This is a genomic window from Arthrobacter cheniae (assembly GCF_003602275.1).
GTDB classification, from domain to species: Bacteria; Actinomycetota; Actinomycetes; order Actinomycetales; family Micrococcaceae; genus Arthrobacter_D; species Arthrobacter_D cheniae.
In genome coordinates this window covers 241,779-260,326 of record NZ_QZVT01000001.1, presented here as the reverse complement: position 1 = coordinate 260,326, position 18,548 = coordinate 241,779, and the positions used below count along the sequence as shown (strand labels likewise).

Sequence of the window (18,548 nt, the reverse complement as noted above, 5' to 3'; positions counted from 1 at the left end):
GCTCAGTACTGCGCGAGGGTGCCGTCGGTGGGGCGTCCGCCGGCAGATCGCTGGACCAGGCTCGTCCGCGCCAGTGCCAGCTCCGCCACGATGACCTCCGTGGGCCGGTCGGCATCGATGAGCGTGAAGTCCACGAACTCCGGCAACCTCCGGTAGCCCGCGTCTAGGGCCGCGAGCCCCGAGGCCGTCTCCGAATCAGTGGCGCGTGCCGCCACCCGCGCGAGGGCGACGTCGATGGGCACATCGAAGTGCGCGACGACGTCGGGAGCGGGAAGGACGCGCTGGAGCCACGGCAGGAACACGCCCCGCCGAATCCCGCGGGCTTCCCTCAGCGCCAGCTGGCAGGGGATACCGCGGTCGAGCACCACGACGCCGTCGAACCCGCGCAGGCGCACCTCGTTCAGGAGGGCATTGGCCGCCCGCACGATGGTCTCGGCGAAGTCCTGCAGCCGAGGGCCGGGAGCCCAGCCGAGAGCGTCCCACCAACCGTTCATGGTCCTGCGGCCGGCCGGGGTCTTCAGCATGATGGCGCTGCCTCCCCTCGCGAGGACGGCACTCGTCAGGTCGCGGGCTGCCGTGCTTTTGCCGGAGCCGTCGATGCCGGTCAGCAGGATACGCAGGGGGTGCGCCTTTCGGGAAGAGGGTGTACCCCTTCCAACGGGAGCCCCGCCGCGACTGTTCCCGTTTCCGGGCAGCTCACAGGTGCGGACGCCCTTCCGGCGGTGAGCCGAGCCCTCCTGCTCCCGCACCTCGTCACCCGATCACCTGCCGATCCCCACAGGCGGTTCCTGCAGGAGTGCGAGGAGCCCGCGCTCCTCCTGCCTCGTCAACCCGGCGCGTCGCTCACGCTCGAGCCCCCGCTCCCGTTCGTCGTCGAGCGTGTCCAGCAGCGTGGCCCGCAGGCTCCGTAGGGCGCCGCCCGTCTCGCGGAACGTGGTGTTGCTGCGCTGCGAGAAGCCGCTGGAGTCCTCGGGGAGCCACAGTGGCAGCGATCGCGCACCGGCCCAGTAGGCCACACCCTGGTCGACCAGCCACTCCGGCGCAGCCTCCACGAGGTCGCCCGTATGACCGGCCACGGAGCGTGCCTGCGAAAGGACGTCACCGAAGGTGTGGATGTCGCCGACCGCGTTGAAGGTTCCCACAGTGCCCGCGCGGCCCGCCGAGATGGTCCACGCCGCGAGGTCCCTCACGTCGATGACCTGCACGAACCTGTCCGCGAGGGTCGGCACCAGGACATCCTCGTTTCCCGCGAGTGCGCACCGCGAGACCCAGTACCCGAACCGGTCACTGCCGTCTCCCGGACCTGCGATCAGGCCGGCCCGAACGATCAGCAGGCGGTTCCCGAGTACCGAGGCAGAATCCCGCTCGCACCGCGCCTTGGCCTTCGCGTAGTCCTCCTCGCCCTCATCACCGGGTTCGACCAGCGCAGCCGATTCGTCCGCTCCTGGGTCGGTATCGGATGCATAGACGGAACATGAGGACACCAGGGTCCAGTGCGCCGCGCGATCGGCGAGGGCTTCGAGGGCTCCCCTGACGTGGGAGACGTTCCACGAGATCTCGATGACGTCGTCCCAGTCCGCGCCGACGACGTCGTCGTACGCCCCTGCCAGGTCGCGATCGGCGACGACCAGCCGAGCGCCTGGCGGAGGTTCGCCGGCCGTCCCGCGGGCGAGGCACGTGACGTCATCGCCCGCGGCCACGAGTTGTGCCGCGAGTTCCCGGCCGAGCCACGCCGTGCCACCGAGGATCAGGATGCGTCTCATGGGATCACTGAACAGGAGCGCGGCGCGCATGGGAAGCGCCCTCCGGGACCTCCGGTGGAGGCGACGTGGCGCAAGCGGGGCCGACCGCGGAACATCCCTCAGTGCTCGCGGTGGTGGGCGTCCTCCCAGGCGCGGGAATCCTCGACGACGCGCGCCGCGAGGACGCGAGCCTCCCGCAGGCGCTCGGGCGGGCACGTCCCCACCGAGGGCATGGAGAAGGCGGTGTGGTCGTCGGAGGTGTGCGCGCCGGCCGAGCAGGCGCCGGGGCGGATGCACAACAGCGCGAGGAGGATGCCGCCCGCCGCGATCAGGAGGAAGGGGTAGCCGCGGGCGCCCGCGAGGAGCGCGAGCATCCCGAGTGTGGCACTGAGGAAACCTAGTGGAGAGAGGAACCTGGTGGTCATCGCACGTCCGTCGTCGTTGACTGATGGTGATGGCACCGATCGTACTCCCCGTGGCAAGCCTCTCGTCCGACTCGGACAGCACAGGGCGCGTCGCGGTCGGCCCACCAGGACAGGAGGTGCCGGTACACGTGGGCTCCTCCGTGCAGTCGTTTCCTGACGATCGTGCCGGTGTTGGCGCCGCATCACGAAGCATGCAAGCCTAGGCGAATGAGCACCGTCCAGGGCATCGAGACCCCTTCCGGCACCGTCTCCGCCTACGTGGCACGCCCCGACGGGGCCGTCAGGGGCGGCCTCGTGCTGATCCACGAAGTGTGGGGGCTCGTCGGGCACACGCGCGACGTCGCGGACCGGTTCGCGCGCGAGGGCTATGTCGTCGTCGCACCGGACCTTCTCGCGGACCAAGGAATTACCGAGGAGAAGACGCTGGGGCTGGGCGAAGCCATCGCCGGGCCCGATGACGAGGCGCGGAACCTCGCCCAGCCGAAGCTCCGGGAGCTCCTGGCGCCCCTGCAGAGTCCTGAATTCGGTGCCATCACCGCAGGGCGGGTGCAGGCCTGCTTCTCCTTCCTGCACGACGACGAGGACGTGGCGGGCCGTGTGGGCGTCACGGGATTCTGCTTCGGTGGCACCTACAGCTTCTCGCTGGCCGTCCACGAGCCGCGCCTTCTGGCCTGCGTTCCTTTCTACGGGCACGCAGCCTTCTCCGACGAGGAACTCGGGCGCATCCAGGCTCCTGTTCTCGCCTTCTACGGCCAGGACGACGAACGACTCATGGCGGCGCTGCCTGCGCTCGAGGCTGCATTGGGGGACGCCGGCGTCGAGTTCACCGCCGTCGTCTATCCCGACGCGGGCCACGCCTTCTTCAACGACTCGAACCGGTTCGCCTACCGGCAGGCATCCGCCGAGGACGCCTGGACCCGCACGCTGGACTTCCTCGCGCTGCATGTTGCCTGATCGCCAGCCCGATCGACGCTCCGCCGGGGACCGGCCGGTGCACCTCCGGGCCGCCGACCTCGGCCTGGTGTTCATCGGTGGCACCGGTGGCACGCTCGCCCGCTTCGGGCTCGCGGAGGTACTTCCGACGCCCGAGGGTCTTCCGCTCGGCATCTTCCTCGTCAACATCATCGGCGCGTTCGCCCTCGGTCTGCTCCTCGAAGCGCTGGCGCGGCGGGGTCCCGACGAGGGGCGGTATCGCACCCTCCGCCTTCTCCTCGGAACGGGTTTCCTCGGCGGCTTCACCACCTACAGTGCGCTCGCCGTCGACTCCGCTCTCCTGATCGACGCCGGACGCGCACCCGAGGCTCTCGCCTACCTTGCGTCGTCCGTCCTCGTGGGACTCGCGGCGACGGCGGCAGGCATTGCAGCCGGCAGCCGGGTCCGTCGCGGGCCTGCAGCGGAACCGGTTCCGTGAGCTTCGTCGTCGTGCTGTCGGTGGGTGCCGCGGGGGGACTCGGTGCCGTCGCGCGTTTCCTGCTGGACGGTGTGATCCGTTCCCGCACCCGTGGTCCCGTCCCGGTGGGCACCATGACCGTCAATATCAGTGGTTCCTTGCTGCTCGGGCTGTTGACAGGGTTCGTGCTCGCTGCCGCGGTGCCGTCCGCGTGGACGATCATCGGCGGCACGGGATTCCTCGGCGGGTACACGACCTTCAGTACGGCGAGCAACGAGACCGTGCGCCTGATCCGGGCGGGCCACACCGGGGCTGCACTGCTCTCGGGTTTCGGGACGGCGGTGGTGACGCTCGCCGCCGCTGCACTGGGCCTGTCGATCGGACTCCACGTGGCCTAGTCATCCGGGCGGGGAAGCGGGACGATCAAGGCATCGGGCCGAACCGGCGGTCCGCACGAAGGAGGATCCCATGGCGCCGAGCGAGTATCCCGAGATAGCCCTGCAGGTCTCGATCGCGGGGAAGGACGAATCCGGCATGTCTGCGGCACACATCCCCGGACCGCACGTGCCGGGAGTGCCGCTCGATCCCGGGCAGGTCTCCACCGTGATCCAGGACGACGACGCTCCGGACTACGCGGACGCCGGAATTCTTCGCGCCGGTGATTCCGCCCAGTCCTACGTCGGCACGGGCGACGCCGGTCAGCAGGCGGACGTGCCCGATTCCTTCGGACCCGGCGACGCCGGTGGGTACGACGGCGGCGAGTAGACAGCTGGTGCATCGACACGACGGGCAGGATCGTCGGCGCTGACGTCACCCTGGCGGGCGTCACCCCGGTCCCGGACTAGGGTGGAACGGTGCCCAAGGAAACCTTCGATCTGCGAGCGATCGCCGTGGGAGCGTACGGCCCGTCCCTGCTGTACGGGGTCGCGACAGGTGCCATCCTGCCCGTCATCGCCCTGACCGCACGCAACCTCGGCGCGGATGTCGCCACGGCCGCCCTCGTCATCACGCTGTCCGGGATCGGATCCCTCGTCACGAATGTGCCGGCCACCCTGATCGCCACGCGCTTCGGCGAGCGGAAGGCGCTCGTGGGGGCGGCGCTCTGGTGCTCGGCCGCGATGTTCCTCGCGCTCGCGGCACCGACCCTGCCTGTCTTCGCCGCAGCAGTATTCATGGTCGGCATGGCGGGTGCGGTGTTCGGCCTCGCGCGGCAAAGCTACCTCACCGAGGCCGTCCCTCCGCACTTTCGAGCGCGGGCACTGTCCACGCTCGGCGGCGTCACCCGCATCGGTGTGTTCATGGGGCCGTTCGCGGCAGCCCTCGCCATGAGCGCGCTGGGGCTCGACGGCGCCTACTGGGTGGGAGGTGTTGCGAGCCTCGCAGCTGCCGCGCTGAGCTGGCGCGTGCCCGAACTCGAGGCGCCGGGTCGGGGTGCACTCGCGGCCCGGACCCCGATCGGGGCCGCGCTGGCTCCACCGCCGGCGCCCACGGTCCGCTCGGTCATGCGCAGCCACTCCCGCGTCTTCGTCACGATCGGGATCGGCGTGCTGCTGATCGCTGCCGTGCGGGCCACACGGCAGGCAGTGTTGCCGCTGTGGGCGGAGAGCATCGGGCTGGACGCCTCGTCGACAGCGCTGATCTACGGGCTGTCCGGTGCCATCGACATGCTGATCTTCTACCCCTCCGGCAAGATCATGGACGTCAAGGGCCGCCGTTGGATCGCCGTGCCGTGCATGCTCATCATGGGTACGGCGCTGACCCTGCTGCCCCTCACAGGCGACGCGGTGGGACTGCTCCTGGTCGCACTGCTCATCGGCTTCGGCAACGGGATCGGCTCGGGCATCGTCATGACGCTCGGCGCAGATCTGTCGCCGTCGCCCGGCCGCCCGCAGTTCCTCGGGATCTGGCGCCTGCTCACGGACTTCGGCACCATGGGTGGTCCGGCACTGCTCGCCCTCGTGACAGCTCTGGCCACACTCTCTGCGGGTATCTGGGCGACGGCGGTCCTCGGCTTCCTCGGCGCGGCGGTCCTCTGGTACTGGATCCCGCGCGCCGCTCCCGGTTCTGCGGAATCCGCCGTCGCGCGCGGCTGATCGCCGTGGTCACCCACGGCTGATCACCGCGGTGCACGCGACCCCGCCAGGTGCGGGTGTCCTCCTGGCTCAGCCGCGCCCGCGACGCCGGATCGCCCGGGCCACCAGGACAGCGCCGGCCGTCGCCGCGACCCACGGTCCGCCGACGACGATCGGATCCAGCCATTGGTGGTTCACGTCCACGCGCCGCTTCCCGAATCGCGAAGCGATCCCGTGCCTGCGCCCCTCGGACAACACGCCCGTCTCGGTGATCGGGTTGTCCGGCCGAAGCTTCGCGATCGAGACGAGGTGGGAGCCCCAGGCGTCCACCCGATCTCCGGCCAGCAGCAGGAGCCAGTGGGCTGCGCGGGCCTCGCTGTACCGGTAGGCGTAACGGCGGATGCTGCCCGAGACTCCCTTGAGGGGCACGCTCGTGCCGAACACCGGCGTCAGCTGCCCATGCTCGATGGAGCGCTCCCGGTTCTCCCCGCCCTGCTGCTCCTCGGGGTAGTCCCAGTGCGCGCCGGTTCCTGCGGGGTCGAACACCTCCTGGGGGTAGGAGGGCCGGTCCTTGGGATCGAGGTCCACGCCCCATCCCGGGATCCGGGCGCGGAGTGCCTCGGCCGTGGGGATGTCCTTGGGCTTGTTGGCGACGTAGGGCGTCGACGGCATAGTGTCTCCTAGCTCGGGTTCGCGATGATGAGCGGCTTGATGCAGTTGTCGAGCTTCGCCGAGAACATGTGGTAACCCTCGGCGATGTCCTCGAGTGGGATCCGGTGCGTGACGATGTCGTTCGGCTTGAGGTATCCGTTCCTGATGTGGTCGAACAGGCGGGGCCACTGCCGCTTCACCGGGGTCTGGTTCATGCGCAGCGTCAGGCCCTTGTTGAGTGCGTCCCCGAACTTCACGGCGCTGAAGATGGGCCCATAGGCGCCGACGACGGACACCGTCCCGCCCTTGCGCACCGCATCGATGGCCCAGTTGAGCGCGATGGGTGAGCCGCCCTGGAGCTTCAGCTTGGTGCCGGTCACGTGCTGCAGGAAGTTGCCGTCCGCTTCCGCGCCGACGGCGTCTATGACGACGTCGGCCCCGAGGAAGTCGGTCGTCCTCTTCATCTCGACGACGATGTCGTCGTACTCCCCGAAGTTGAAGGTCTCCGCATGGGCGAAGGTGCGGGCCTTCTCGAGCCGGTACTCGAGGTGGTCGATGACGAGGACGCGTCCTGCTCCCATGAGCCAGGCCGATTTCGCCGCGTAGAGCCCCACCGGGCCGGCGCCGAAGACCACCACGGTGTCACCCTCGACGATGCCACCGAGTTGCGCACCGAAGTAGCCCGTGGCGAGCGCATCGGTGAGCAGGACCGCGTCCTCACTGTCCATCCAGTCGGGGATGATGGTCGGTCCCACATCGGCGAAGGGCACACGCACGAACTCCGCCTGGCCGCCGTCGTACCCGCCGGTGGTGTGGGAGTAGCCGTAGATGCCGCCCACCGCCGTCGCGTTGGGATTGACGTTGTGGCAGTTCGAGTACAGGCCGCGGGCGCAGAAGTAGCAGGACCCGCAGTAGACGTTGAAGGGCACCATGACGCGGTCGCCCCGCTTGAGGTTCTGGACGGACGGGCCCACCTCCTCGACGACCCCGATGAACTCGTGGCCGAAAGTGGTGCCCACACGGGTGTCCGGCATGAGGCCGTGATACAGGTGCAGGTCCGAGCCGCAGATGGCAGCCGTGGTCACCCGGATGATGGCGTCGTTGGGGTGCTCGATCCTCGGCATCGGTTTTTCCTCGACCCGGATCTTGTAGGGCCCGCGGTAGACCATGGCTTTCATCAATCGCCTCTTTCGTCGCTGGTAGGGCCAGCGTGGCACCGCGCGGGCGGCCCTACAACGACGGGATGGAGCACGGAAAGGGCGTGCGGACCGGTTCCGCGGGTGTTACGGCACGACCGCCCGGGCAGAGGTCCGGCGGGCCTGGTCCGCGAAGAGCCAGCCCGCTGCGGCGGAGAGCGTGAAACCGACGCCGACGATCCACGCCAGTCCCCACCAGAAGAAGAGCGGAAGGGTGGCCGTGCCCGGTACCGGCGCCGGGCCGATGGCCTGGACGGAGAAATAGAGCACCGCGGACAGCACCAGGCTCCCGGGGCCCAGCGCCCAGCAGAGTCCCAGCCAGCCGCGGGAGGACGCCCAGCCCGTGCCGAACCCCTGCCAGTCGTTCCAGCGGTTGCCGGTCCGCATGATGATCAGCCCACCGATGAGCGTCCAGATGCCGACGACGAGGAGAGCGGCAACCACGTCCGCCGGACGATGCCACAGGTTGATGTAGGTCGCCACGCCCGCCAGGACGGAGTAGGCGCCGCCCACTGCGGCAGCGAAAGGTCGCCAGCGCGGCGTCATGATGATGAAGACTGCGGCGGCTGCGGAAGCAGCGAGCGTCGTATGCCCTGACGGTAATGAATTGAAATCGAGCGTCGCCACTCCGCGGTCGGGACGGTCGAAGACCACGTTCTTCAGCAGTTGCGTGGTCAGGTTGGACGCCACGATGACGGCGACCGCGATGGCGGCGGCTCCGTACCGGTGCCGCCGGACGGCGACGAACAGGATGGCTGCCGCCGCGATGACCACCGAGATGGTGGGCAGGGTATCGAGGAAGCGAAGGAAGGGCAGTTGCGTGTCCGGTGCTGCGACCCCGGCCTCCTGCCAGGCGGACTCGTCGGCGAACTGGCCCGTGGTGGTTTGGACGAAGGCCCAGTAGGTCCAGCCGAGTGCGGCAGCGCATACCGCCGCGGCCAGCACGAACACCAGCGGCGCCCGTGCCGCCCGTGCCGTGGTCGTGGAGCTGTGCTGCGATTCCATCGGATCAATCGTTCCACACCAACCTTGGAGTTCCGTCACCGCCGAGGGACCTCGGAGCGGCGCGGTCGCTGACGTAGCCTGAGGGCGTGACGCCACCCCACCCCGCACCGCCCATACCTTCACTCGAGGAGCTGGCAATCTCGGCGCGGGTCGTGTCGATCCCCATGCGCGTGAAATTCCGCGGTGTCCTCGAGCGCGAATCCCTCCTGGTCCGCGGTCCAGCGGGATGGGGCGAGTTCTGCCCCTTCCTCGAGTACGACGACGCCGAGTCCGCACCCTGGCTCGCGTCCGCGATCGAGGCGGCCTGGTTCGGATTTCCGTCGGCTGTCCGGACGAGGGTGCCCGTCAACGCGACGGTCCCGGCCGTCGGACCGGATGCGGTGGAGGGCGTGCTGTCCCGCTTCGGCGCGGTCGGCGCGGTCAAGGTCAAGGTGGCGGAGAAAGGCCAGTCGCTCGCGGACGACGTCGCCCGGATCGGCGAGGTGCGCCGCCTCCTGCCCGACGCCGACATCAAGGTGGATGCGAACGGCGGCTGGGAGGTGGGGGAGGCGCTCGTGGCACTCGATGCCCTCAGCCGCTTCGACCTGCAGTACGTGGAGCAGCCGGTGGCGGACATCCCGGGTCTGCGCGCCGTGCGGCTGGAGCTTCGACGTCGGGGGGAGAGCGTCCTGGTGGCTGCCGACGAGAGTGTCCGGAGGCAGGAGGATCCGCTGCTCGTCGCCCGGGAGGATGCGGCAGATCTCCTCGTCATCAAGGCGCCACCACTCGGAGGCGTGCGGAGGGCGCTCGACATCATCGATCGCGCAGGGCTTCCCGCCGTGGTCAGTTCGGCCCTCGATACCTCCGTCGGTATCCGGGCGGGCGTGGCGCTCGCGGCCGCCCTCCCGGACCTGCCCTACGCGTGCGGGCTCGCAACGGTCTCCCTGATGGCCGGTGACGTCGCGGATGCCCCACTCGTGGCGCAGGACGGGCACCTTCCCGTGCGCGACGTCGCGGTGTCGGAGGAGAAGCTGCAGCGCTTCGCCGCCGCTCCTGCAAGGAGGCAGTGGTGGCTGGACCGCCTGGGCCGGGCCCATGCCGTCCTGGCCGGGGTGGAGCGGGATTCGTTCGGCCGGGAAAACGACACGGGAAAATCACACAGCGGAAATACGGGGTCAACAGGAGAGCGCTAGGTTAGATCGTCAATGGTCTTGTGAAAGGAACAGAACCTTGACAATCTCGGACTCGCTACCGCGTCCCGTGGTCGGCCTGACCACCTACCTCGATCCCGCCGTGACAGAGGGCTGCGGAACGATCGAGGCGGCATTCCTGCCCCAGAATTACCTCGCGCCCGTGCTAGCCGCGGGAGCCATCCCGGTTCTGCTGCCGCCGCAAGGGACCGACGGCGGAGTACTCGAGCAGTTGCTGCCCAGGCTCGACGGCGTGATCGTCGTCGGTGGCTGGGACGTCGATCCCGCCCGCTACGGTGCCGAGCCGCATGCCGAGACTGACAGGCCACACCGGCTGCGTGACGCCTGGGACTCCGCAGTGGTGCAGGAAGCCGTCCGGACCGACCTGCCGCTCCTCGGGATCTGTCGCGGTGAGCAGATACTCAACGTGGCCCTCGGTGGATCGCTGCACCAGCACCTGCCCGACCTCGTGGGCGAGGGCACCTACCAGCCCGGTGACCACCGCTTCAATCCCATTCCCGTCGACCTCCGCCCCGGCTCCCACGTCGCACAGATACTGGGGTGCACACACGTCGAGGCCGTGCCCGTCTCCCACCACCAGGCCGTCGACCGGCTGGGGTCCGGCCTGCAGGCGTCGGCGTGGAGCGCCCACGGCGTCGTCGAGGCGATCGAACTCCCGCAGAACCGTTTTTGCATCGGCGTCCAGTGGCACCCCGAGCAGAGCCCCACCGAGACCGCCCTGTTCGACGCCTTCGTCCAGGCGGCCAGGGAACGGCAACTGGGCCGTTCCCTTCCGATCCAGGTCGACGCTGCTCTCCGGGATGTGAGCCTCTCGGCGAGCTGAAGGATCGGCCTCCGGCGTCGGAGGAGCGTGTTCGACCGCCGTTCACCCTGCGTTCACCGGCAGGGACCGGGGCGGTCAGGGAACCTCGGCAGGGTGGGATCGAACGCCGTTCATCTTTTTGAGAGGTTCCATCCCCCATGACTGAAACCACGCGTCGCCTGCTGCCCATGCTCGGCCACACCAAGGGCAAGCGCAGTGCCGTCACCTGCGCGCTGAAGTGCGACAGTGCGTGCTCCGACGCTGTCTGCAATACATCCAGGAACACCTACTTCCGCGACATCGTCTCGAACGAATTCTCCCGGCGCAGCGCCCTCGGCGCGGGCGCCGCCGGAGCACTGACGCTCCTGGTCAGCAGCCAGCTGGGTGCGGGTTCTGCCCAGGCAGCGCCGCCTCCCGGCAAGGGCTACCTCAAGAGCAACCTCCCCTTCGAGCCCATCGCGCCCGTCGATGCGATGGTCGACGCGATGACCGTCCCCGAGGGCTACGACTGGAACCCGGTGATCCGCTGGGGTGATCCGCTGTTCCGCACCTCGCCCGCCTTCGATGCGAACAACCAGACGGCCGCCGCGCAGGCGCTGCAGTTCGGCTACAACTGCGACTACACCGACGTCATCGAGATCGAGGGCAGCAAGGGCCGCCGCGCGGTGCTCTTCGCCAATCACGAGTACACGAACGAGACCATCATGGTGCCGCCGACCCTCGCCGCCGCCGAGGTGCGTGGGATCGGCAAGGCCGCCCACGGGCTGTCCGTCGTCGAGCTCGAGCGGAAGAACAAGAACAAGCCGTGGACCTACGTCCAGGGAGCGCCCCTGAATCGCCGTTACCTGACCACCACCCCGTACGAGGTCACGGGCCCGGCCGCGGGGTCCGACCTGCTGAAGACCAAGGACGATCCCGCGGGTCGCACCATCCTGGGGACGCTCGGAAACTGCGCCGGCGGCACGACACCGTGGGGCACCATCCTCTCCGGCGAGGAGAACTTCAACGGCTACTTCGTGGCGACCGGCACCAGTGCCGGCGATCGCCGCTACGGCATCACCAATCGCCCGACGGCACGTGGCTGGGAGATCGACGAGCCACGCTGGGACACCCGGAACGCCGGCTACGAGAACGAGAAGAACCGCTTCGGCTACATCGTCGAGGTCGATCCGCTCGACCCGACCTCCACCCCGAAGAAGCATTCCGCCCTCGGCCGTTTCAAGCACGAGGGCGCGAACGTGACCGTCGCCGCTGACGGCCGCGTGGTGGCCTACATGGGCGACGACGAACGCTTCGACTACCTCTACAAGTTCGTGTCGACGAACAAGGTGCGGCCGGGCACCGATCCTGCCGCGCGCAAGGCCAACATGACGCTGCTGAGCGAGGGCTCGCTGTACGTCGCCCGCTTCCAGGGCAACTCCGTGGCCGAGATCGACGGTACCGGCACGCTGCCTTCGGACGGTGCCTTCGACGGCGTCGGTGAGTGGCTTCCCCTGCTGATCGACAACAGGTCGGTCGTCGCGGGCATGTCCGCCGCCGAGGTCACCGTCTTCACACGCCTCGCTGCCGACACGGTGGCGCCGACCAAGATGGACCGCTGCGAGGACGTCGAGCCGAACCCTGCCACGGGCAAGGTCTACGTCGCCTGCACCAACAACACCAACCGTGGCGTCGGTTCGAACGCCGCCGCCGACGAGGCCAACCCCCGCTCCCTGAACCGGGACGGTCACGTCGTGGAGCTGACCGAGGCGGGCGGCGACGCGACCGGCACACGGTTCACGTGGAATTTGCTCCTCGTCTGCGGCGATCCCGCCCGCAACCAGGCCACCTACTTCGCCGGCTACCCCAAGGACAAGGTCTCGCCGATCTCCTGCCCGGACAACGTGGCCTTCGATTCGCAGGGCAACCTCTGGATCTCGACGGACGGCCAGCCGAGCACGGTGGGATTCAACGACGGACTGTTCAAGGTGGGCCTCGAAGGCGCCGAGCGCGGACGGGTGCAGCAGTTCCTCGCGGTGCCCCGCGACGCAGAGACCTGCGGTCCCGTGATCCACGACCAGGACGGAACCGTCTTCGTTGCGGTGCAGCACCCGGGCGAGGACGGTAGCTGGGCGGCCCAGCTCTCCTACTTCCCGGACTATGTGCCCACGGGCGCCGTACCCGCGCCGGGTGAAGCCGCACTCCCGCGGCCCTCGGTGGTCCAGGTGTACCGGGCGTAGGAGGCGCTGCAACCGACGCACCCCCTCCTTCGGGAGGGGGTGCGTCCGTGTCGGGGGTGTGAGGATGGAGACGTGACCGAAACTGCTGCGTTCCCTCCGGCCCCCTTCGACTCCGCCGCGTCGGCAGCACGTGCCGTGCGGGCCCTCGTGGCGGGAGGGGTCACCGATGTCGTCATCGCTCCGGGGTCCCGCAGCGCACCGCTCGCCTACGCCCTCGCGGAGGCGGAGGCGGCGGGTCTGGTCCGCCTGCACGTCCGCATCGACGAACGGTCCGGTGCCTTCACGGCGCTCGGTCTGGCCCTCGGCGGGCAGCGGGCAGCGGCGATCGTGACGACGTCGGGCACGGCCGCGGGCGAACTGCTGCCGGCCGTGATGGAGGCCAACCACGCGGCTGTGCCCCTTGTCGTGGTGACGGCAGACCGGCCCGGCGAGCTGCGAGGGACCGGCGCGAACCAGACCACCGTGCAGCCGAACCTCTTCGGCGTCCATGTGCGCGCGGGCCTCGACCTCGAAGCGGGGGAGGAACCGGGCAGCCTGATCGGCGAGGCCCTCCGTACTGCGCTCGGACGTCCCGTGGACGGCCTGGCCACACAGCCACCCGGGCCCGTGCACCTCAACCTCGGTTTCCGTGACCCGCTGGTGCCCGACGGCGCATCCGCGGACGGGTCGGAGCTCTCCGCTCCCGCCGGCTCGGTGCCCTCGATCCCCGCCGGGTCGGTGCCCTCCTCGGTCGTCGACGCCCGCCCGACGGTGGATCGGCGCTCGACCGCGAGCGCGTTCCGGACCGTTGGCAACGCCACCGTCGTGGTCGCCGGCCACGGTGCCGGTGAACTCGCCGCGGTGTTCGCAGCCCATCTCGGCCTCCCGTTGCTGGCCGAGCCGTCGTCGAACGCGCGCTTCGGAAGCAGCGCCATCGCCCCGTACCGACTGCTCCTCGAGCACATCGGCCCGGCCATCACCCGGGTGGTGACGTTCGGCAGGCCGACGCTCTCCCGGCCGGTCACCGCCCTTCTGGCGAGATCCGACGTCGAGCACGCGTTGTACCTTCCCGAGCCCGTGTCCTGGTTCGACGAGGGCCGACGCCCCGAGCGCATCATCGACAACCTGCCCGAGCTGATCGATTTCGCCGGGCCCGGCAAGCACGGCTGGTTGCGATCATGGCGGGAAGCCGGGGCGATGGCGGAGGCGGCCATTCAGGTGCTCCTCGCCGACGAGGACCGCATCACAGGGCTGCACGTCGCCGACGCCGTGTGGGAGCACACCGACGGGAACCTGGTGCTCGGCTCCTCGAACCCGATCCGGGACGTCGATCTCGTGGCGTCGACGGACTGGCATCCGCTGGAGGTCTTCGCCAATCGCGGGCTCGCCGGGATCGACGGCACCATCTCGACAGCCACCGGCGTGGCGCTCGCCGCAGGCATACCGACACGCGTGCTCCTGGGGGACCTGACGTTCCTGCACGACGTCGGCGGCCTTCTCCTGGGAAGCGGGGAACCGCAGCCCGACCTGCACATCGTGGTCCTCAATGACGGTGGCGGCGGAATCTTCGGTCTGCTCGAGCACGGCGCGGAGTCGACGACCGCCCGCTACGGGGCCGCCGTCGAGCGTCTGTTCGGGACTCCGCACACCGTGGACATCGCGGCGCTCGCCGCGGCCTACGGACTCCGATACGAGCGTGCCACCACCCTCACCGAGCTGGATACGGCGATGGAGCGGCCCATCGTGGGCCGCTCCATCCTCGAGGTCCGGGCGGACCGCAGTACGCTCCGGGACCTGCATGCACGCATCCGCCGGGCTGTGGCGGACGCACTCGTCCTCTAGGCCTTCTCCCTCAGAGCACCTTCGACAGGAACAGCCTTGTCCGCTCGTGCTGCGGGTTCCCGAGGACGTCCTCGGGCTTTCCCTGCTCGACGACGACGCCGCCGTCCATGAAGACCACGCGGTCGCCGACCTCGCGCGCGAAGCCCATCTCGTGGGTGACCACCATCATGGTCATGCCCTCCCTGGCCAGCTGCTTCATGACCTCGAGTACGTCACCGACCAGTTCGGGGTCCAGGGCACTCGTGGGCTCATCGAACAGCATCATGTCCGGATCCATCGATAGCGCGCGGGCGATGGCCACGCGCTGCTGCTGGCCACCGGAGAGCTGCGCGGGGAAGGCCTCGGCCTTCTCCGACAGGCCCACCTTCTCGAGGTTCCTCAGGGCGATCTGTGTGGCTTTGGCTTTGCCCCGTTTCTTCGCACGCTGCTGCGCGAGCGTCAGGTTCTTCAGGACGCTGAGGTGCGGGAAGAGGTTGAACTGCTGGAAGACCATCCCGATCCGGGTGCGGATGCCGTCGAGGTCGGTCTCCTCGTCGGTGATGTCGACACCCTCGACCATGACGGTCCCGCTCGTGGGCTCCTCGAGCCGGTTGACGCAACGGAGCAGTGTCGACTTGCCGGAACCCGACGGGCCGATCACGCACACCACCTCGCCCTGGTCGACGTGGAAGTCGATGCCCTTGAGTACCTCGTTGCTGCCGAAGGTCTTGCACAGGGCGCGTACCTCGATGGCGGGCACAGCCGCGGTACCCGATGCTGGCTGGGCCACCGGAATCACCGGCCTCTCTTGTTGTGTCGTTCGAGCTTCGCGACCAGCTGGGTCAGCGGCAGCGTGATGACCAGGTACAGCAGGGCAGCCACGACGAGCGGCGTCGCATTGGCCTGGCTGGTGAGGGCGTCACGGGCGAAGGTGGTCAGTTCTCGGTCGCCGATGGCCATACCCGCGATGAACAGGAGGGACGTGTCCTTGATGAGGATCACGAGCTCGTTGGTCAGGGGAGGGGTGATGATGCGGAACGCCTGGGGGAGGACGACGGTGATCATGGTCCAGGCAGGGTTCATGCCCAGGGAACGTGCCGCCTCGACCTGGCCCTTCGGCACCGCCTCGATGCCGGCGCGGATGGTCTCGGCGATATAGGCCGAGGAGACGATGATGAGGGCGATCAGGCCCGCACCGGCGTTGCCGCCCGGCGGACGCCACTGGAACGCGATGGGAACCGCGTAGGCGAAGCCGAAGATCACGAGCAGGGCGGGCAGCCCGCGGAACAGTTCGATGTAGGCGGTCGCCAGCCAGCGGTACGGCAGGACCGGCGAGAGCTTCATGAGCGCCATGAGGAGCCCGATCAGCAGGCCGCCGACGAAGGCGATCGCCGTGTAGACCACGGTGTTCTTCGCCGCGATCGAGACGATCTCCGGGAACGTGGCCACGGCGACGTCGAGGTCGAAGAAGTTGGACTGGATCTTGCCCCAGTCCGCGGCGAGGATGACGAACAGGACGACGGCAGCGAAGGCCGCGTAGAGGACGCCCTGGGTGAGGCGTCTGCGTGTCGATCGTTTCACGCGGGGGAACTACCTTCCTTCGGAAGTGGCACCCGCGCGGCACCGGCAGTCTCGGACTGCCGGTGCCGCGCAGGTCGGGTCGGGCTACTCCGCGAAGTAGGAGTCGTAGATGTCCTGGTAGGTGCCGTTGTCCCGCAGCGCGGCCAGCTGCTCGTTCACTGCGGTGACCAGTGCCTCGCTGCCTTCCTTGGCCATGATGAAGCCGTACTGCTCATCCGTCTGGTATTCCTCCGCGATGGTGAAGGCGCCATCCTCGGTGTGGCCGATGTTCACGGGCAGGTCCTGCAGGAGGGCGTCGACGTTGCCGGCCTGGACGGCGGCGTACATCTCGGCATCAGAGGGGAACTGGATCAGCTCGGCCTCAGGAGCATTCTCCGACGCGTAGGTCTCACCGGTGGTGCCCTGCTGGACGCCGACCTTCTTGCCGGCGAGGTCGTCGATCGAGGCGATGTCCGAATCCGTGGGGACCAGGAGGGACTGCAGCGAGTCGTAGTACGGGTCCGAGAACGCGAGGTTCGCCTGGCGCTCCTCCGTGATGGTGACGGCGCTGGCCCCGATGTCGCACTGGCGGGCCGCCAGGACCGCGCCACTCTGGAGGCCGTTGAACTCGACGTCCTGAACGGCGAGCTCGAGGTCCATCCCGGTGGCGATCTCCCTCATGAGGTCCATGTCGAAGCCGGTGTATTCACCGTTCTCCTCGAACTCGAAGGGCGGGTAGGGGATGTCCGAGCAGACGGTCAGCGAGCCCTCGGCCACGAGGTTCAAACCACTGTCCTCGCCGGAGCCGGCGTCGTCGGAGCCTCCACCACACGCGCTGAGGGCGAGGGCGCCGGCGGCCATGGCGGCCAGCATTGCGGATTTCTTGGAAAGCATGGGTACCTCACGTGTGCGGAAAGGGGGAGCGGAAAAAGGTCCTGCTGATTCTAGCTACGAAAGCGAGATGTGCGTCACAGGCTACAGGCATTGCTTATTGGTAACCAAGATTCAGGAGGGGGCGGACAGTCCGAGGGCCTGGATCATGGGCCGGAACTTGCTCCAGGTCTCCGCGAGCTCGGCGTCGGGCAGGGAACCCTCGACGATCCCGCAGCCCGCATAGAGCCGCACGCGCGTCGGCGTCTCTATGACGGCGCCGCGTAGGGCGATGCCCCACTCGCCGTTGCCTCCGGCGTCGATCCAGCCCACGGGACCGGCGTAGGGGCCGCGCTGGAGATGCTCGAGTTCGCGGATCAGGGCGCCGGCGACGGTGGTGGGCGTGCCGCACACAGCGGCGGTGGGATGGAGCGCCTGGACCAGGGCCAACGACGTCGGCACCTGTCCGCCGTCGTCCACGGCCAGCTGGGCGGTGACGTCCGATGCGAGGTGCCAGACATTCGGGAGCTGCAGGACGAACGGCTCGCTGTGGGAGGTCATGGAGCTGGTGAACGGCTGCAGCGTCTCGGTGAGCGAGTCGATGGCGATCTGGTGCTCGTGCAGCTGTTTCTCGGAACCGGCGAGCACGCGGTTCGGATAGTCCGGATCGTCCGCCGGGGCATTGGCGCGGTCCAGGGTGCCGGCGAGGACACGTGCCTGCGCGGTGTTGTTCTCCACCTTGATGAGCATCTCCGGCGTCGAGCCGATCAGTCCGTCGACGGCGTAGGTCCAGCAGTCCTCGTAGCGCACTGCGAGTTCGCGCAGCACCTGCGCCGTGGCGACCGGCGTCTCGAGGTGCGCGACGACGTCCCGTGCCAGCACGAGCTTGCTCAGCTCTCCGGCCTGCACGTGCTTGACGCCACGTGCCACGGCGAGCTTGTACTGGTCCTCGCTGAGGACGCCCGGGCCGAGCCTGTCGTCGGGCCTGGGGGAGCGGTCGGAATCGGGTTCCACGAGGTAGGCCGCCAGCGCGGCTTCCGCTGCTTCGGCGCTCAGCTCCGCCTCGGCGTCATCCGTGATGTAGGTCAGCCAGGCCCTGCCCTCGCTGCAGCCGAGAACCACCTCGGGGACGATCAGGCGGGACTCGTGCAGGGACGTCTTCGAGAAGGCGAAGGAACCGAAGGCGATCAGTCCGGATCCGGGAACACCGAGATCGTCCTGCACCGCGGCTCCGGCGAGCTCGCGTCGCCACCATTCCTGGGCCTGGGTGAAGCGGTCCGGCCCGGTGACCGTGAAACGCGCCGTCTCGCCGTAGGCGACGAGCCCTTCGCCGCGGCGTATCCAGGTGCGGGCGTCGTTGCGCACCACGTATCCGAGAAGGCCCGACTGCGGATCCATGTCGCCGCGTGCCAACGTGATGCTGCGGAGCCCGCGGGACTGTCCGGGCGCAGGCGTCAGCGCGGTGAGGGACGGAGTGCTCATGATGCCTCAAGCGTACTCCGCGGCCTGCAGCCGGATCAGTGCTCGACGGGGGCCGTGCCGTGAGGTTCGGCACGTCGTGGCATCGCCCTCCGCGCACGGCCGCGGTCCGGGTTCACGGCCGTGCGGCAACGCTCCTGCAGCGGT

19 protein-coding genes are annotated in these 18,548 nt (G+C 69.0%); 9 read left to right on the top strand and 10 right to left on the bottom strand.

Features of this window, described 5'->3' with window-relative positions; translation table 11 throughout:
- Positions 1 to 2 precede the first annotated feature (2 nt).
- From D6T63_RS01305 to D6T63_RS01295, 3 genes are all read right to left on the bottom strand, one after another.
- On the bottom strand, positions 3 to 749 hold the full coding sequence (locus D6T63_RS01305) for a nucleoside/nucleotide kinase family protein (RefSeq protein ID WP_120147214.1): 747 nt from the start codon (positions 747 to 749) through the stop codon (positions 3 to 5).
- A 12-nt stretch (positions 750 to 761) separates the two neighbouring features.
- The gene (locus D6T63_RS01300) at positions 762 to 1,763 is read right to left on the bottom strand and encodes a Rossmann-fold NAD(P)-binding domain-containing protein (RefSeq protein WP_120147563.1); all 1,002 of its coding nucleotides are present in this window, start codon (positions 1,761 to 1,763) and stop codon (positions 762 to 764) included.
- Positions 1,764 to 1,861: 98 nt separating this feature from the next.
- A complete protein-coding gene (locus D6T63_RS01295; protein ID WP_120147213.1) occupies positions 1,862 to 2,167 on the bottom strand; it encodes a hypothetical protein in 306 nt (101 codons plus the stop codon).
- A 207-nt stretch (positions 2,168 to 2,374) separates the two neighbouring features.
- Here D6T63_RS01295 and D6T63_RS01290 point away from each other — a divergent pair, with 207 nt between their 5' ends.
- The 5 genes from D6T63_RS01290 (at position 2,375) to D6T63_RS01270 (ending at position 5,650) form a co-directional block, all read left to right on the top strand.
- Positions 2,375 to 3,121, top strand: coding sequence for a dienelactone hydrolase family protein (locus D6T63_RS01290; RefSeq protein WP_120147212.1), 747 nt, complete (start codon positions 2,375 to 2,377; stop codon positions 3,119 to 3,121).
- The gene (locus D6T63_RS01285; RefSeq protein ID WP_120147211.1) at positions 3,111 to 3,578 is read left to right on the top strand and encodes a CrcB family protein; all 468 of its coding nucleotides are present in this window, start codon (positions 3,111 to 3,113) and stop codon (positions 3,576 to 3,578) included. Before D6T63_RS01290 ends, D6T63_RS01285 begins: the two co-directional genes overlap by 11 nt.
- The gene (gene crcB / locus D6T63_RS01280; protein ID WP_120147210.1) at positions 3,575 to 3,955 is read left to right on the top strand and encodes a fluoride efflux transporter CrcB; all 381 of its coding nucleotides are present in this window, start codon (positions 3,575 to 3,577) and stop codon (positions 3,953 to 3,955) included. Before D6T63_RS01285 ends, crcB begins: the two co-directional genes overlap by 4 nt.
- Before the next feature lie 70 nt (positions 3,956 to 4,025).
- Positions 4,026 to 4,322, top strand: coding sequence for a hypothetical protein (locus D6T63_RS01275; protein ID WP_120147209.1), 297 nt, complete (start codon positions 4,026 to 4,028; stop codon positions 4,320 to 4,322).
- An 89-nt stretch (positions 4,323 to 4,411) separates the two neighbouring features.
- Entirely contained in the window at positions 4,412 to 5,650 is a 1,239-nt protein-coding gene (locus tag D6T63_RS01270; protein ID WP_120147208.1) for an MFS transporter, read from the top strand.
- 69 nt (positions 5,651 to 5,719) lie between these two features.
- Here the strand turns inward: D6T63_RS01270 and D6T63_RS01265 are convergent, their stop codons facing one another.
- The 3 genes from D6T63_RS01265 to D6T63_RS01255 form a co-directional block, all read right to left on the bottom strand.
- The gene (locus D6T63_RS01265) at positions 5,720 to 6,301 is read right to left on the bottom strand and encodes a hypothetical protein (protein WP_120147207.1); all 582 of its coding nucleotides are present in this window, start codon (positions 6,299 to 6,301) and stop codon (positions 5,720 to 5,722) included.
- A gap of 8 nt (positions 6,302 to 6,309) precedes the next feature.
- A complete protein-coding gene (locus D6T63_RS01260) occupies positions 6,310 to 7,458 on the bottom strand; it encodes a zinc-dependent alcohol dehydrogenase (RefSeq protein ID WP_120147206.1) in 1,149 nt (382 codons plus the stop codon).
- 105 nt (positions 7,459 to 7,563) lie between these two features.
- The gene (locus tag D6T63_RS01255; RefSeq protein ID WP_120147205.1) at positions 7,564 to 8,481 is read right to left on the bottom strand and encodes a phosphatase PAP2 family protein; all 918 of its coding nucleotides are present in this window, start codon (positions 8,479 to 8,481) and stop codon (positions 7,564 to 7,566) included.
- An 86-nt stretch (positions 8,482 to 8,567) separates the two neighbouring features.
- Between D6T63_RS01255 and D6T63_RS01250 the strand changes: the two genes are divergently transcribed.
- From D6T63_RS01250 to menD, 4 genes are all read left to right on the top strand, one after another.
- Entirely contained in the window at positions 8,568 to 9,653 is a 1,086-nt protein-coding gene (locus D6T63_RS01250; RefSeq protein ID WP_120147204.1) for an o-succinylbenzoate synthase, read from the top strand.
- Between the two features lie 37 nt (positions 9,654 to 9,690).
- Entirely contained in the window at positions 9,691 to 10,494 is an 804-nt protein-coding gene (locus D6T63_RS01245) for a gamma-glutamyl-gamma-aminobutyrate hydrolase family protein (protein WP_120147203.1), read from the top strand.
- A 137-nt stretch (positions 10,495 to 10,631) separates the two neighbouring features.
- Positions 10,632 to 12,692, top strand: coding sequence for a PhoX family protein (locus D6T63_RS01240; protein WP_120147202.1), 2,061 nt, complete (start codon positions 10,632 to 10,634; stop codon positions 12,690 to 12,692).
- A 72-nt stretch (positions 12,693 to 12,764) separates the two neighbouring features.
- On the top strand, positions 12,765 to 14,513 hold the full coding sequence (gene menD, locus D6T63_RS01235) for a 2-succinyl-5-enolpyruvyl-6-hydroxy-3-cyclohexene-1-carboxylic-acid synthase (protein ID WP_120147201.1): 1,749 nt from the start codon (positions 12,765 to 12,767) through the stop codon (positions 14,511 to 14,513).
- Positions 14,514 to 14,523: 10 nt separating this feature from the next.
- Here the strand turns inward: menD and D6T63_RS01230 are convergent, their stop codons facing one another.
- From D6T63_RS01230 to D6T63_RS01215, 4 genes are all read right to left on the bottom strand, one after another.
- A complete protein-coding gene (locus D6T63_RS01230; RefSeq protein WP_328588639.1) occupies positions 14,524 to 15,282 on the bottom strand; it encodes an amino acid ABC transporter ATP-binding protein in 759 nt (252 codons plus the stop codon).
- A gap of 5 nt (positions 15,283 to 15,287) precedes the next feature.
- Positions 15,288 to 16,073, bottom strand: a complete 786-nt coding sequence (locus D6T63_RS01225; protein WP_120147200.1) for an amino acid ABC transporter permease — start codon at positions 16,071 to 16,073, stop codon at positions 15,288 to 15,290.
- An 84-nt stretch (positions 16,074 to 16,157) separates the two neighbouring features.
- Positions 16,158 to 16,946 carry a transporter substrate-binding domain-containing protein gene (locus tag D6T63_RS01220; RefSeq protein ID WP_120147199.1) on the bottom strand — a complete coding sequence of 263 codons (789 nt, stop codon included), beginning with the start codon at positions 16,944 to 16,946 and terminating at the stop codon, positions 16,158 to 16,160.
- A 111-nt stretch (positions 16,947 to 17,057) separates the two neighbouring features.
- Positions 17,058 to 18,404: an isochorismate synthase gene (locus D6T63_RS01215; RefSeq protein ID WP_120147198.1), complete on the bottom strand. Its 1,347-nt coding sequence runs from the start codon at positions 18,402 to 18,404 to the stop codon at positions 17,058 to 17,060.
- Positions 18,405 to 18,548: the final 144 nt, after the last annotated feature.